We start from the raw sequence: 13,900 nt of genomic DNA on the forward strand, positions 1-13,900 counted from the left end.
GAATTTCATGAACCACGCCTACATCTGCGACGCCATTCGCACCCCTTTCGGCCGCTACGGCGGAGCCCTGTCCTCAGTCCGCACGGACGACCTCGGCGCGATTCCCATCAAGGCATTGATGAAGCGCAACGCCAAGGTAGATTGGGAGGCTGTGACCGACGTGCTCTACGGCTGCGCTAATCAGGCCGGCGAGGACAACCGTAACGTTGCCCACATGTCCGCGTTGCTGGCAGGGCTGCCCATTGCAGTCTCTGGTGCAACCATCAACCGCCTGTGCGGCTCGGGCCTGGATGCCCTGGGCACCGCGGCGCGCGCCATCCGCGCCGGCGAAGCCACTCTCATGATTGCCGGCGGCGTCGAGAGCATGAGCCGCGCGCCGTTCGTCATGCCCAAGGCCGACAGCGCCTTTTCGCGTGCCAATGCCGTCTACGACACGACCATCGGCTGGCGCTTTGTCAACAAGCTGATGAAAGAGATGTACGGCGTGGACTCGATGCCCGAGACCGCCGAGAACGTGGCCGTGGATTACAAGATCGAGCGAGAGGCGCAGGACCGCATGGCGCTGGCCTCGCAGCTCAAGGCCGTGGCTGCGCAGAAATCGGGTTTCCTCGACACCGAGATCACGCCCGTCACCATCCCGCAGAAAAAGGGAGACTTCATTGTCGTCAACAAGGACGAGCATCCGCGCGAAACCAGCCTGGAGACACTTGCCAAACTCAAGGGAGTCGTTCGCCCCGACGGCAGCGTGACAGCAGGTAATGCCAGCGGAGTCAACGACGGCGCCTGCGCACTGCTGCTGGCCAACGAGAAGACGGCCGTGAGGAACGGCCTCACGCCGCGCGCCCGCGTAGTTGGCATGGCTACCGCCGGCGTCGCGCCGCGCGTGATGGGCATTGGCCCCGCGCCGGCCACGCAGAAGGTGCTGGCCCTCACGGGCCTTACGCTGGACCAGATCAACGTGATCGAACTCAATGAAGCCTTTGCCGCGCAGGGCCTGGCTGTGCTGCGCATGCTAGGCCTGAAGGACGACGACTCGCGCGTCAATGCTAATGGGGGCGCCATCGCCCTGGGCCACCCGCTGGGCGCATCCGGCGCTCGCCTTGCTACCACTGCCGTCAACCAGCTGCACAATAGCGGCGGACGCTACGCGCTGTGCACCATGTGCGTCGGTGTAGGACAGGGCATCGCCTTGATTCTGGAAAAAGTCTGATGAATACGGGTAACAAGCATTTTTTCGCGGAATGCCTTTGATGCCTACCCAATTCGGACCTATCTGTAATCTTCAATTGACAGCACGCGAGATCGAAGCGCGACATCCAGCAGACGGCTTTGTTCGGAAAACTTTCGGCGTGTGTGCGCGTGATGAACGGGGCTCTGAAAAACCCTTAGGGAGTGCGATGCTCGTGCTGTCGCCACGTATAGCAGCCGGCGCTCTTCGTCGAGCTTATCTTGCTGTTTACCTTTATCCATAGGCTTTAGCGCGTGATATATGGGAAGGAGGCCATCGATCACGCCTACCAAGAAGACATACTGCCACTCGCGACCCTTCGCCTTGTTGATCGTGGACGTCATGACGGGCGTCTGAGACTCGTTGGTGCGAATAGCTGTGGCTAATGCCGAAGCACTTTCAAACTGCCTGCACAACGGAACCCAGCGGTTGGCCTCATGCAGGATTGCTCTGCGCACATCTTTGTCCACAAATAGGGCTGTGTAGACTCGTGCGCAACCTGCGAACACGCCTTCAAGCGCGCCGGGTCTGATTTCTCTGGTCAGCTTTTTGAAGGCCAAGTTCAACGCGCTTGCGTCTAGCTCAAGCTGACCTAGCTTGATGTTCAATTCCTTCAATGTGAGTGGCTTGATGTCTCGCTGTATGACCTTGTGCGCCATGTACGCAATCGTCATTGCGTGTTGGGCTGGCACATGATCACCTATCCTTTCGGTGCGAACGGCTCGCGCCAGTAACGCTGCGCGGAAAGGCCTGAGAATCGCTTTAGTGCGCGCCAGTATCGCGATGTCGCCTGCATTCTCCTGTTGTTCAAGGAGGCTGACAACCTCGCCCGCCACGCGCTTGACCTGGTTTCGCAGATTGCTATCCAAGATGAGTGCGGGCCGTGGGCCACGCTTCGTGGTCTCGATCTTTGCTGGTTGTATTGACTTCGAAGAAACTGCACAGGCCAACGCCGCGTTTTGCCGCGTTAAGCGATGCGAGTAGCCCATCACCTTGGTGCGCACACCTGAGAGCAAATCGCTAATGGGCGTGTATTTGGAGCCCGCGAAGGCATATAGGTTCTGCATTGGATCACCCACAACCAAAATATTTGGGATGCGTTTCGCCAGTGCCGCGATAAGTGCCGACTGCTTGGGACTGCAGTCTTGATATTCATCCACCAACAAGTGCTGGTATTCCTTCCAGGGCTGGGGCAGCCTGGTAGCTACTCGGATCGCGTCTGCGACCATGCGTTTGAACATTTTCTCTGCGCCACCCTTGCCGACTCGGACTGTCTTGGCGATTAGCTCCAATGCAACAGAATGAACCGTGCGAATGGCAACACAGCGCGACACGTCTGCGCCCAAAATGGTGTTGAATTTCGTTCGTAGCTCCTCTATCGAGGCGTTTGCGAAGCTCAAAACCAGGATTTGTTCTGGTTTGACGTTTCTGGACTCGATAAGGTATTGCACGCGCCTTGTGAGCATCGTGGTTTTGCCGGCGCCAGGAACAGCGATCATTTCTAGTCGCTTTGCTTTTGAACGAATAACTTCCCGAAATGAGTCGCTTTCAAAATTAATCTTGTCGCTGCGCTGGTTACGCACACTGGTCTTTCAGCGCTCCTCCGACCTTCGCCTCGGAATGTGCGCTTCGTGCGCGCTTTCGGTGTGCCGCGTCGGAAGCATGGGAGGCCCGCCCTGCCAGCATGCGTCCTTGCTCTGTCTTGCCAGGAAGGCGCAACATCCGCACTGAGGTGTTCCAAAAGCTTTCGTGATCGAAGTCGATCAAATCTTCAAGGCAGGAAACCCCTGCGGCGCGCACCGCACCGAATCCGGCGAACCGCCACTCGATGTGTAGGCAATTCGACCCCATGATCGGTGAGGCAAGCTTACTTGGCCTGTCCGCGTATAGGGCGAGGCACTTTGGCCGCTTCGTCTTTTTGTCGGTGAGCCACGCTATTTCAAAAGCACGCGAAAAATAGAATGTGCTACCGCATTTGACTACCTCTTGGCGCTGATGCGGTACTTGAGCGCTGGCCAGAAACTCAAGCTGAAGGCTGATAGCGTCTTCACGAGTAGGCGTTGGGATGTCGTAAGCTAACTCCAGGTAGTTGATCATCAACGGAATTTCGCGACCGACCATGCGTAGCAGCAGCCGCCAGAACGCCGCGACGGATAGGAAATTCAACCGCATGAGGCCAAGTATGGCACGAGTTTTGGGCCTCGAAACACGTTCGGCCAAGGAAGGTTGAGCGCTCGCTTGCCGCTCAATGGCAAGAGCTTGGGAGGCAGTATGCATTTGGGCCTGGCGCGCGCGCAGCTGCTTCCCCGCAGCGATGGATACCGCCGCTTCACTGGGTCACCAATTGACGCGCTGGTCTACCTCGTCGGGTTGAGCTGCCAGATCCCAATCCGGCTCGCCTTGCGCACCATCATCCACCGGCGCGTCGCAGCCCTCCCACAGCGGTGGCCCGCGTGCCGGGGTGATGTGCGGGGGGGCAGACTCCACCCCGATGTGGTTCAGGATGTGGCGGATTTCGGCGCTGTGGGTGATGAAGGCAATGATGCGCATCTGCCCACCGCACATGGGGCACAGCAGCGGAAATGCCTCGTAGATGCGGGCAATCAGCACCGCCCACAAGTAATGCGCCGCTCGCTTCGGGCGTGCTTCAGGTTCGGGTGTGGGTGTGGCCGCGTTGCCCGGCGCCGCCACCCCAGGTACGCCCGCGCCAGGTTGTGCAGTCTCCACCGTGGCTGGTTGCGACGCAGCAGGCTGAGCCAGCGCCGTTACCGCCGCTCTCAGCGGCGAGTTTGGTGCCAGCACACCAAAGTAGCGGTGCCGGTGGGTGCGTGGCGGTGGCACCAGCGCGGCGATGCGGTCGATCAGTTCCAGCGGTGTGAGGTGCAGCTCATCTGCCTTGGCACCACGCTTGTCACTGGTGGGCTCGCTGCGCTGTTTGGCACAGCGGTACACCAGTTTACCTGCAACCAAAGCCATGCCCAAGGAAATGCTGCCGGTGGTGAACAAGCCCCTGATCCAATACGGGGTCGAAGAGGCACTGGCCGCGGGCCTGACCGAAATCGCGATGGTGACCGGACGCGGCAAGCGCTCGCTGGAAGACCACTTCGATATCAGCTATGAGCTCGAGCACCAGATTCGCAACACCGACAAGGAGAAGTATCTGGTCGGCATCCGCCGCCTGATCGACGAGTGCACGTTCTCCTACACCCGCCAGATCGAGATGAAGGGACTCGGCCACGCGATCCTCAGCGGCCGTCCGCTGATCGGTGACGAGCCGTTCGCCGTGGTGCTGGCGGACGACCTGTGCATCAACCTCGATGGCGATCCGGTCCTGGCGCAGATGGTCAAGCTGTACAACCAGTTCCGTTGCTCGATCGTGGCGATCCAGGAAGTGCCGCCGGAAGAAACCAGCAAGTACGGTGTGATCGCCGGCGAAATGATCCGCGACGACATCTTCCGCGTCAGCCACATGGTCGAGAAGCCCAAGCCCGAAGATGCGCCATCCAACCTGGCGATCATCGGCCGCTATATTCTGACGCCGGACATCTTCGAGCTGATCGAGCAGACCGAGCCGGGCAAGGGTGGCGAGATCCAGATCACCGACGCACTGATGAAGCAGGCGCAGGACGGCTGCGTGCTGGCCTACAAATTCAAGGGCCAGCGTTTCGATTGCGGTAGCGCCGAGGGTTATATCGCGGCGACCAACTTCTGCTACGAACACTTCTACCTGACCGGCAAGGCGTACTGATCACAGAACGCAGTGCTGGATGAAATGGGCCACCCTCGGGTGGCTCATTTCGTTTCAGGGGGCTGGCATTTCCTGCGCGCCGGGGCCGAGCGGCTGGCCGTAGCTGAATTCCACATAGTTGCCCGCAGGATCGCGCAGGCCGCAGTAATAGCCGACCGGATAGGGTTCGTCGCGCGGCTCCCAGATCAGACAACCGGCCGCACGCGCCTCGTCGGCAATCGCATCGACCGCGGCGCGGCTGTCCAGGGCAAAGCCGAAATGGCTGTAGTCGTCGCTGGCCAATGCGCGGTCGTGCCCACCCGGCATGATCACGAAGATGAACTCGCGTTCCTTTCCGGGCTCGGCCATCCAGACGATGCGCGAGCCCTTGCCCGCGCGTTGGTGGAATACCTGCATGCCACAGAAGCGTGAGTAGAAATCGATGCAGGCATCCAGATCCGGCACATGCAGGGCGATGTGGGTAAGGGTAGGGGGCATGCGTCACTCCTCCGCTGATGGGTGCGCGATGGCTGGGGTATGCTGTCCCGCTCTAGAAGGAGACAACATCTCATGGCTTACGACTTCGATCTATTCGTCATCGGCGCCGGTTCCGGCGGTGTGCGCGCAGCGCGCTTCGCGGCGGGCTTCGGCGCACGGGTTGCCGTGGCCGAGAGCCGCTATCTGGGGGGCACCTGCGTCAACGTCGGCTGCGTGCCGAAGAAACTGCTGGTCTACGGTGCGCACTACGCCGAAGACATTGCCCAGGCACAGGGCTACGGCTGGACCGTCGAGGGCGCGAGCTTCGACTGGACATCGCTGATCGCCAACAAGAACCGCGAGATTCAGCGCCTCAACGGCATCTATCGCAACCTGCTGGTCGACAGCGGCGTGACCCTGCTGCAGGCGCATGCGCGCCTGGTCGACGCGCACACCGTCGAGGTGGACGGCAAACACTACAGTGCCGAACACATCCTGATCGCCACCGGCGGCTGGCCGCAGGTGCCGGACATTCCCGGACGCGAACACGCCATCACCTCTAACGAGGCGTTCTATCTGGAGGCGCTGCCGCGGCGCGTGCTGGTCGTCGGTGGCGGCTACATCGCGGTGGAGTTCGCCTCGATCTTCCACGGCTGCGGCGCGCAAACCTCGCTGCTGTATCGCGGCGAACTGTTCCTGCGCGGCTTCGACGGCTCGCTGCGCGATCATCTGAAGGACGAACTGATCAAGAAGGGCGTCGATCTGCAGTTCAATGCGGATATCGCCCGCATCGATCGGCAAACGGATGGCAGCCTGCTGGCGACGCTCAAGGACGGTCGGACGCTGGAAGCGGACTGCATCTTCTACGCGACCGGCCGCCGGCCGATGCTCGACGGACTGGGGCTCGACACGCTCGAGGTGGCGCTGGACGAGCGTGGCTTCATCGCCGTCGACGACGAATTCCGCACTTCGATTCCATCGATTCTTGCCATTGGCGACGTCATTGGCCGCGTGCAGCTGACGCCGGTCGCGCTCGCCGAAGGCATGGCAGTGGCGCGTCGCTTGTTCAAACCGGAAGATTATCGTCCGGTGGACTACAACTGCATTCCGACTGCGGTGTTCAGCCTGCCGAACATGGCAACCGTCGGCCTGACCGAAGAAGAGGCGCGCAAGCAGGGCCGCAAGGTCACCGTCTTCGAGAGCCGCTTCCGCCCGATGAAACTCACCATGACCGACAGCCTGGAACGCAGCCTGATGAAGCTGGTGGTCGATGCGGAAACCGATCGCGTGCTGGGTTGCCACATGGCCGGACCCGATGCCGGCGAAATCATGCAGGGGCTGGCGGTTGCCCTGAAGGCCGGTGCGACGAAGCGGGTATTCGACGAAACCGTGGGCATTCATCCCACGGCGGCGGAAGAGTTCGTCACCATGCGCACGCCTGCGTCGATCTGAGCGGGCGCAGCCACAGGAAAGGAGGGCGCCGATCTGGCGCCCGACCGACGATACTCGATCAGTGATGCATGTGCGGGTTGGCAGCCGGCGGCGCGGCCGGTGCTTCATCGAGAATATCGACATCGGTGGTGATTTGGCCGGCATGTTCAAACTCGAGCGTCAGCTCGAAGCGCTCGCCAGCCGCCAACGGTTGCTTCAGACCGAACAGCATCACGTGGTTGCCGCTGGGTTGAAAACGGACCGTTTCGCCAGCCGGAACGGCTACGGAATCCACCTGTTGCATGCGCATCATGTCGCCTTCGTGCACATGGGTGTGCAGCTCGGCTTTCTCCGCGCGCAACGTGTGCGCGGCGATCAGCCGATCATCCCGATCGCCCGCATTGTCCAGCACGAAATAAACCGCACCGTTAGCAGCGCTCGGCGGCATGGCACGCGACCAGCCCTGGCTTACCGAAACGGTGGCGGCCTGAGCTGGTGCAGATGATGAATGATGATGCTCCTGGGCGTTAGCAGCCAGGCAAAACGCACTCAGACAGCTCGCGGTCAATAGGCGAAGCAGCATGGAAAGACTCCCGGTGAAATGGACGCCGCAACATAACACGCACAGTTGCACGCCACGAAGCAGTGCAGCGGACAGCGTCATGGGCCGGCATCTAACGTTGATGAGGATCAAAGGGCGGAGGATGGCTAGCGGGTGGCTCAGTATCGTTGTGGGCTACCAAGGATTCCTGCAAGGTGACAGCATGGAGATAAATATCCTATATAACATAATATAGATTATGAGAACCGCCCGGTTACCACAGGTGCCCAGGCTTGGCGCCAACGCTAACGATGGGCTTGGGCACATACTCGGCCTGGGCGACGGTTTCACGCGGTACCGGCTGATCGCGCAACTGCTTGGACGCATCACGGTCAGGAATCGCCGGATCGAAGTAGCCGCGCTCAACCACCTGGGCACAGAACTGAAAATCGGTTTCCAGGCGCGTGCCTTGCTGCGTATAGCACTGGCAAACGGTCGGCGTGCCATTAGCAAATCCAGTTCGGCGCCCTCCTGGTCGAGTTCAGCAACGCGGCGCCTGAGCTGCCGCAGCTCAGCGACCAAACGGCCGTAGTCTTCCAGGACGTAGCAAACCGCATCCAGGTCGTGACCGCGAGCCGAGTAAAGCCGGGCATCACGGACAAGGCGTTCAGGGATGGGAAGCGGGATAGCGGCTCTCATAATCGGCCCTATGTTAACCAGCGCCCGGAGCTGCAAGCATTTTCCGGGCACCGCTCAACATAAGGCCATGTGCATTATGAGAACTCACAGATTGCAGCTGAGGGTAGGCACTGCCATCCGATGCGTTCTCTGCATCGCTTTGCATTCATCCGCTTTCGCTGCTCACGACTGCGCATCGCGGAACGCGGCGCGAAACTCGCTGGGTTTGAGACCGGACTGCTTGCGGAAGAACCGACTGAAGTAAGCCGCATCGGCAAAGCCCAGGTCACGGGCGATCTGCTGGATATCCAAACTGGTGTATGCCAGTTGCCGCTGCGCCTCGCGGACGATGCGTGCATTGACGATGGCGCTTGGCGATTCGCCGAATTGTTCGCGGCAGGCACGCCCCAGCGTGGCCACTGTGACGCCGAGCGCCTCCGCATAGCGTCCGAGCGACCACTGCTGACGATAATGCGTGTCGACCAGCTCGCGAAACCGCCCCAACATGGCCGAGACGGATAGGAAATTCAACCGCATGAGGCCAAGTATGGCACGCGTTTTGGGCCTCGAAACACGTTCGACACAAGCAGTTTGAGCGCTCGCTTGCCGCTCAATGGCAAGAGCTTGGGAGGCAGTATGCATTTGGGCCTGGCGCGCGCGCAGCTGCTTCCCCGCAGCGATGGATACCGCCGCTTCACTGGGTCACCAATTGACGCGCTGGTCTACCTCGTCGGGTTGAGCTGCCAGATCCCAATCCGGCTCGCCTTGCGCACCATCATCCACCGGCGCGTCGCAGCCCTCCCACAGCGGTGGCCCGCGTGCCGGGGTGATGTGCGGGGGGGCAGACTCCACCCCGATGTGGTTCAGGATGTGGCGGATTTCGGCGCTGTGGGTGATGAAGGCAATGATGCGCATCTGCCCACCGCACATGGGGCACAGCAGCGGAAATGCCTCGTAGATGCGGGCAATCAGCACCGCCCACAAGTAATGCGCCGCTCGCTTCGGGCGTGCTTCAGGTTCGGGTGTGGGTGTGGCCGCGTTGCCCGGCGCCGCCACCCCAGGTACGCCCGCGCCAGGTTGTGCAGTCTCCACCGTGGCTGGTTGCGACGCAGCAGGCTGAGCCAGCGCCGTTACCGCCGCTCTCAGCGGCGAGTTTGGTGCCAGCACACCAAAGTAGCGGTGCCGGTGGGTGCGTGGCGGTGGCACCAGCGCGGCGATGCGGTCGATCAGTTCCAGCGGTGTGAGGTGCAGCTCATCTGCCTTGGCACCACGCTTGTCACTGGTGGGCTCGCTGCGCTGTTTGGCACAGCGGTACACCAGTTTGCTTCCCTCTTTGCGTAGGCGCTCCATGGAAAACGGTGGACGCGCGCAATAGCGCAGCAGCCGCTCCAGCGCAGCGCGGTCGTGGGCTTCGATGCACACCCCCGCATCCACCGAGAAGCCGCTGTGTTTGTAGCCCAGCATGTCTTTGGCGTCAGCTGCGTGATGTCACGAAACCGCGAATCCGCCGGCACGACCAGAACGCTGGGGAGCGTCGCCGCGAGAACCACCGGAACGAAGTCGCGATCGGACTGGTACGGTACGCGAGGATAGAAGAACCGGTCCACCACCAGTCCCGTGGAGTTGATCAGAATGGTGTGTCCGTCAGACGGGGCCTTCGCGACGAGGTCGCTGCCGATGATGCCGCCCGAACCCGCGCGGTTATCCACCACAACCTGCTGCCCGATGCTCTCTGACATCTTTCGCGAAATGATGCGCGCGATCGCATCGACGGCTCCGCCCGGCGGGAAGGGAACCACCCACGTGATGGGACGCGATGGAAAGGCTTCGGGCCGTTGTGCCCTGGTTGAACCCGTCGTCATCGCGAGCGCGATGCCCGCAAGGACGCGCCGGCGGCCGATGTTCGCCAGGTGAGGGGGTTGCGAGACGGGCATCTCAGGCCGCCCGCGTGTAGTGCCGGACCTTGTCGTGGTCGAGGTCCACGCCGAGGCCGCTTCCAACAGGCAGGTGCACTTCGAAGTCCTTGATCTCAAGGTCCTGCTGGGTCAGACGGTCGCTGAGCACCCACGGGCCGATCAACTCGCACCCGTAGGGCAGGGAGGGCAATGTTGCGTAGACGTGCAGCGCCGCGGCCGTGCCGACCGTGGAGTCGAGCATGGTTCCACCATACGAGGAGATGCCCGCAGCTTCGGCAATTGCCGCCACCTTCAGCGTGTTCGCGATGCCGCCCATGTTGCAAAGCTTCAGGGAGAATGCATCCACCGCGCGGTCGCGTGCCAGTTCGAACGCGGACGACAGCGAGCTGAGGCTCTCGTCGGCGAGGATCGCCACGCCGTTTTGCTCCGTGAGGCGCCTGAGCGCACCGAAATTCGCTCTCGGCACGGGTTGCTCGACCAGTTCCACACCCGCTTCTTCGAGTCGCGGAATCCAGATCGATGCGGTCTGCTCATCCCATCCCTGGTTGACGTCGACGCGCACGGACGCTTTGTCGCCCACGGCCTTCACGATGCTGCGGATGTGCTCCAGATCCTGAGCCGGCGTGCGCGCGCCCAGCTTCACCTTGAAGCGGTTGTGTCGCCGTGCTTCGATCATTTCGAGGGCCGAGTCGATGTCCCGCGCGGTATCGCCGCTCGCGAGCGTCCATGCGATCGGGATGCTTTTCCTCATCGTCCCGCCGATGAGGTCCGCTATAGACAGGTTCAGCGCTCGCGCCTTCAGGTCGTGCAGCGCGATGTCGATGGCGGCCTTCGCGGACAGGTTGCCCGTGACAGCGCGGTCCATGAGAGCCCTTGCTTCGCTCAGGTTGGACGCATCTTTCCCGATCAGGAGTGGCGCCAAGTAATTGTCGATGATGACCTTGATGGTCTCCGCCGATTCGGAACCCCATGTCGGCCCACCGACACTTCCGCCTTCGCCGATGCCAACGAGCCCTCCCGCCGTCACTTGGACGATCACATAGCTCTGCTTGTGCACCGTGGTGAACGACATCTGCAACGGGCGACGTGTCGGGACGTCGACGATCGTTGTGCTGATGGCCTCGATCTTCATGCGTGCTCCCGGGGTCGTTCGATGACGAAGTCGATGGCCATCACCTGCGCGCCGCCCTCGGTCTTTGCCGGCACGACCAGGTCCGGTGCGACACCCTTGCAGCAGTCGCTGTCGACCCAGTCGCCGCCTTCGAAGTAGTACTGCGTGGTCAGCGGCACGAACCCGTCCTTGCGCACCTTGAAGTGCACGTGCGCGGGACGCCACGTATGGCTTCCCATCATTTCAAGCAGCACGCCGGTCGGTCCCTTGTTCGGGATCTGGTACGGGGCGGGCATGGTGGTGCGCACGGCGTACTTGCCCTGCGCATCGGCCACGACCTTGCCGCGGTACAAGTCGGTCGGGATCTGGTCATGAAAGCCGCTGTACTTGCCGTCGGGCGTGGAGTGCCACACGTCGATCACGGCTCCCGCGGCTGGCGCGCCATCGTCCGTGCGCACGGCGCCGCGGATCACGAGCGGGTGATGCGAGTCATCCTCGTAGGTCTTCAGGGCGCCGGCGACCACCGGGGCGCCTTCCAGGAAATACGGGCCCTGCATCCCGGGCGTGGATCCGCGCGTGGCCTGGGCTTTGAGGTCGACGATCGTGTGGTTGAAGAACACGTCCAGCAGGAGATCCATTTCCTTGGCCTCGGCCAGTTTCATCATGTAGCCGACGCCCGCGCGCCACTCTTCTTCCGTCACGCGTTGCTCCGTGAGGGTCTTCTGGATCGCATCCACCAATGCGGACGCAACCTGCTTCACTCGTTCGTTCATCCCGGTCTCCTTTGTCGGTTTGCCCGGTCCGGATTGACGCGGGACGAGTGAATGCTAGGCAGCGCCGGCCATGCCGTCCAATACCAAATTAGTCAGCCATCGTTACGGTTTGCGTAATATAGGCACATCACCAACTCGGAAAGCGCGCCATGGAATTCCGGCAGCTCAAGTATTTCATCGCCGTCGCGGAAGCAGGGAACATGGCTGCAGCAGCCAAGCGCCTGCACGTCTCACAGCCCCCCATCACGCGGCAGATGCAAGCCCTGGAAGCGGACTTGGGCGTCGTGCTTCTGGAGCGAAGCCACCGCGGGATCGAACTCACCGCCGCAGGTCACGCTTTCCTGGAGGATGCGCGCCGCATCCTGGAGTTGGCAGGCCGTTCGGGTGATCGCTCCCGCGCCGCCGCGCGGGGCGACGTGGGCGAGTTGAGCGTGGCGTATTTCGGAACGCCCATCTACCGCAGCCTGCCCCTTTTGCTGCGCGCTTTCCTTACGTCCACGCCTACGGCGACGGTATCCCTCACGCACATGACCAAGGACGAGCAGGTGGAGGGCCTGCTCGCGGGGACCATCCACGTGGGCTTCAGCCGCTTCTTTCCCCGGCATCCCGGGATCGAGATCGTCAACATCGCGCAAGAGGATCTCTACCTCGCGGTGCACCGCTCCCAGTCGGGGAAGTTCGGCAAGACCTGCAAGCTCGCGGACCTGCGCGCGGTGGAACTCACACTGTTTCCGCGCGGCGGCCGGCCGAGCTTCGCCGATGAGGTGATCGGCCTGTTCAAGCACGCGGGTATCGAGCCCCGCATCGCCCGAGTCGTGGAGGACGCCACGGCCGCGCTCGCCCTGACCATGGCCGGTGCGGCGTCGAGCATCGTCCCTGCGTCTGTCGCAGCGATCCGTTGGCCGGATATCGCGTTCGCGCGGATCGTCGGGACACGGGTCAAGGTGCCCATCAGCTGCACCTTCCGCAAGGAGAAACAGCCGCCCATCCTGGCAAGGTTCGTGGAACACGTGCGGCGATCCGCGAAGGACTGAGGCAAATGGTTATTCGCTCAACCACGTTTGAGTTCGCAAGGTCCGATCGTCACGCTGGACAGGGATCGCGTTGCGGTCGCAAGCTACGAGTTCGTAGCCCAGCCGGCTCTGTTGCAAAGATTGGCGGCAGTCAGAGGTAGGCTGTCGCTCTGCGCCGATCAGGCGGCTGCTGCGAAATGGTGGTTGAGCATGCCCATGGCCTCCGTCAGCGCCGAGGGCCCAATGCCAAAAGCTCTCTCCACAAGGCGCACCTCGCCCCTGATGCCGGGCTGCAGGCACCAGGGGCGAGCCTGTCCTTTGCGCAGGGCTCGCATGACTTCGAATCCCTTGATCGTGGCATAGGCCGTGGGGATCGATTTGAAACCGCGCACCGGCTTGATCAGTATCTTGAGCTTTCCGTGATCGGCCTCGATCACGTTATTGAGATACTTCACCTGCCGGTGGGCCGTCTCCCGGTCCAGCTTTCCTTCGCGCTTCAATTCGGTGATCGCTGCACCATAGCTCGGCGCTTTGTCGGTATTGAGCGTGGCAGGCTTTTCCCAGTGCTTCAGGCCTCGCAGGGCCTTGCCCAGGAACCGCTTCGCTGCCTTGGCGCTGCGGGTCGGCGACAGGTAGAAATCGATCGTGTCGCCCCGCTTGTCGACTGCCCGGTACAGGTAGGTCCACTTGCCCCGCACCTTGACGTAGGTTTCATCCAGGCGCCAGCTCGGATCAAAGCCACGCCGCCAGAACCAGCGCAGCCGCTTCTCCATCTCCGGGGCGTAGCACTGGACCCAGCGATAGATCGTCGTATGGTCGACCGAAATGCCGCGTTCCGCCAGCATTTCCTCAAGGTCGCGATAGCTGATCGGATAGCGACAATACCAGCGCACCGCCCACAGGATCACATCACCCTGGAAATGGCGCCACTTGAAATCCGTCATCGTTCCGTCCGTCCAATCTCCGCCAAGCATGCTCAAGCTTCACGATTTTTGCAACAGAGCC

12 protein-coding genes and 3 pseudogenes are annotated in these 13,900 nt (G+C 61.9%); 4 read left to right on the forward strand and 11 right to left on the reverse strand.

The features are described 5' to 3' along the window. The first annotated feature begins 7 nt into the window (after nt 1–7). Complete coding sequence (gene pcaF / locus RLDS_RS39650; protein ID WP_021225959.1) at nt 8–1,210, forward strand: 3-oxoadipyl-CoA thiolase; 1,203 nt, start codon at nt 8–10, stop codon at nt 1,208–1,210. A gap of 59 nt (nt 1,211–1,269) precedes the next feature. On the opposite strand, the gene RLDS_RS39655 is transcribed toward pcaF, so the two are convergent. The 3 genes and pseudogenes from RLDS_RS39655 to RLDS_RS39665 all read right to left on the reverse strand — a co-directional run. Beyond that, nucleotides 1,270–2,811 carry a UvrD-helicase domain-containing protein gene (locus tag RLDS_RS39655; protein WP_152528040.1) on the reverse strand — a complete coding sequence of 514 codons (1,542 nt, stop codon included), beginning with the start codon at nt 2,809–2,811 and terminating at the stop codon, nt 1,270–1,272. Beyond that, a complete protein-coding gene (locus RLDS_RS56510; RefSeq protein WP_031298069.1) occupies nt 2,804–3,400 on the reverse strand; it encodes a hypothetical protein in 597 nt (198 codons plus the stop codon). Before RLDS_RS56510 ends, RLDS_RS39655 begins: the two co-directional genes overlap by 8 nt. A 165-nt stretch (nt 3,401–3,565) precedes the next feature. Continuing rightward, nucleotides 3,566–4,186, reverse strand: a pseudogene (locus RLDS_RS39665) (IS91-like element ISCR8/ISPps1 family transposase); the annotation flags it as partial. Between the two features lie 16 nt (nt 4,187–4,202). Between RLDS_RS39665 and galU the strand changes: the two are divergent. After that, a complete protein-coding gene (galU, locus tag RLDS_RS39670; RefSeq protein WP_052034114.1) occupies nt 4,203–4,976 on the forward strand; it encodes a UTP--glucose-1-phosphate uridylyltransferase GalU in 774 nt (257 codons plus the stop codon). Nucleotides 4,977–5,030: 54 nt separating this feature from the next. Here the strand turns inward: galU and RLDS_RS39675 are convergent, their stop codons facing one another. Then, nucleotides 5,031–5,453 (reverse strand): VOC family protein, encoded by a 423-nt coding sequence (locus tag RLDS_RS39675; protein ID WP_008568723.1) that lies wholly within the window; start codon nt 5,451–5,453, stop codon nt 5,031–5,033. 72 nt (nt 5,454–5,525) lie between these two features. On the opposite strand from RLDS_RS39675, the gene gorA reads away from it, so the two are divergent. Further along, a complete protein-coding gene (gene gorA / locus RLDS_RS39680; RefSeq protein ID WP_008568724.1) occupies nt 5,526–6,884 on the forward strand; it encodes a glutathione-disulfide reductase in 1,359 nt (452 codons plus the stop codon). 58 nt (nt 6,885–6,942) lie between these two features. On the opposite strand, the gene RLDS_RS0128080 is transcribed toward gorA, so the two are convergent. The 6 genes and pseudogenes from RLDS_RS0128080 to RLDS_RS39705 all read right to left on the reverse strand — a co-directional run bounded on the left by RLDS_RS0128080 (nt 6,943) and on the right by RLDS_RS39705 (nt 11,882). Further along, a complete protein-coding gene (locus RLDS_RS0128080; RefSeq protein WP_201767473.1) occupies nt 6,943–7,527 on the reverse strand; it encodes a copper chaperone PCu(A)C in 585 nt (194 codons plus the stop codon). A gap of 738 nt (nt 7,528–8,265) precedes the next feature. Continuing rightward, nucleotides 8,266–8,619, reverse strand: coding sequence for a helix-turn-helix domain-containing protein (locus RLDS_RS39685; protein ID WP_031298075.1), 354 nt, complete (start codon nt 8,617–8,619; stop codon nt 8,266–8,268). A 165-nt stretch (nt 8,620–8,784) separates the two neighbouring features. Next, nucleotides 8,785–9,558, reverse strand: a pseudogene (locus RLDS_RS39690) (IS91-like element ISCR8/ISPps1 family transposase); the annotation flags it as partial. Between the two features lie 59 nt (nt 9,559–9,617). Then, nucleotides 9,618–10,016 (reverse strand): annotated as a pseudogene (locus RLDS_RS57385) (Bug family tripartite tricarboxylate transporter substrate binding protein); the annotation flags it as partial. 1 nt (nt 10,017) lies between these two features. Then, the gene (locus RLDS_RS39700; protein ID WP_011255151.1) at nt 10,018–11,130 is read right to left on the reverse strand and encodes a muconate cycloisomerase family protein; all 1,113 of its coding nucleotides are present in this window, start codon (nt 11,128–11,130) and stop codon (nt 10,018–10,020) included. Beyond that, nucleotides 11,127–11,882 carry a chlorocatechol 1,2-dioxygenase gene (locus RLDS_RS39705; protein WP_021225970.1) on the reverse strand — a complete coding sequence of 252 codons (756 nt, stop codon included), beginning with the start codon at nt 11,880–11,882 and terminating at the stop codon, nt 11,127–11,129. Before RLDS_RS39705 ends, RLDS_RS39700 begins: the two co-directional genes overlap by 4 nt. Nucleotides 11,883–12,031: 149 nt before the next feature. Between RLDS_RS39705 and RLDS_RS39710 the strand changes: the two genes are divergently transcribed. After that, nucleotides 12,032–12,916 carry a LysR substrate-binding domain-containing protein gene (locus RLDS_RS39710; protein ID WP_012250644.1) on the forward strand — a complete coding sequence of 295 codons (885 nt, stop codon included), beginning with the start codon at nt 12,032–12,034 and terminating at the stop codon, nt 12,914–12,916. A 158-nt stretch (nt 12,917–13,074) separates the two neighbouring features. Here the strand turns inward: RLDS_RS39710 and RLDS_RS39715 are convergent, their stop codons facing one another. Continuing rightward, the gene (locus RLDS_RS39715) at nt 13,075–13,839 is read right to left on the reverse strand and encodes an IS6-like element IS6100 family transposase (protein WP_001389365.1); all 765 of its coding nucleotides are present in this window, start codon (nt 13,837–13,839) and stop codon (nt 13,075–13,077) included. Nucleotides 13,840–13,900: the final 61 nt, after the last annotated feature.

Source organism: Sphingobium lactosutens DS20, assembly GCF_000445105.1.
Classification (GTDB): domain Bacteria; phylum Pseudomonadota; class Alphaproteobacteria; order Sphingomonadales; family Sphingomonadaceae; genus Sphingobium; species Sphingobium lactosutens.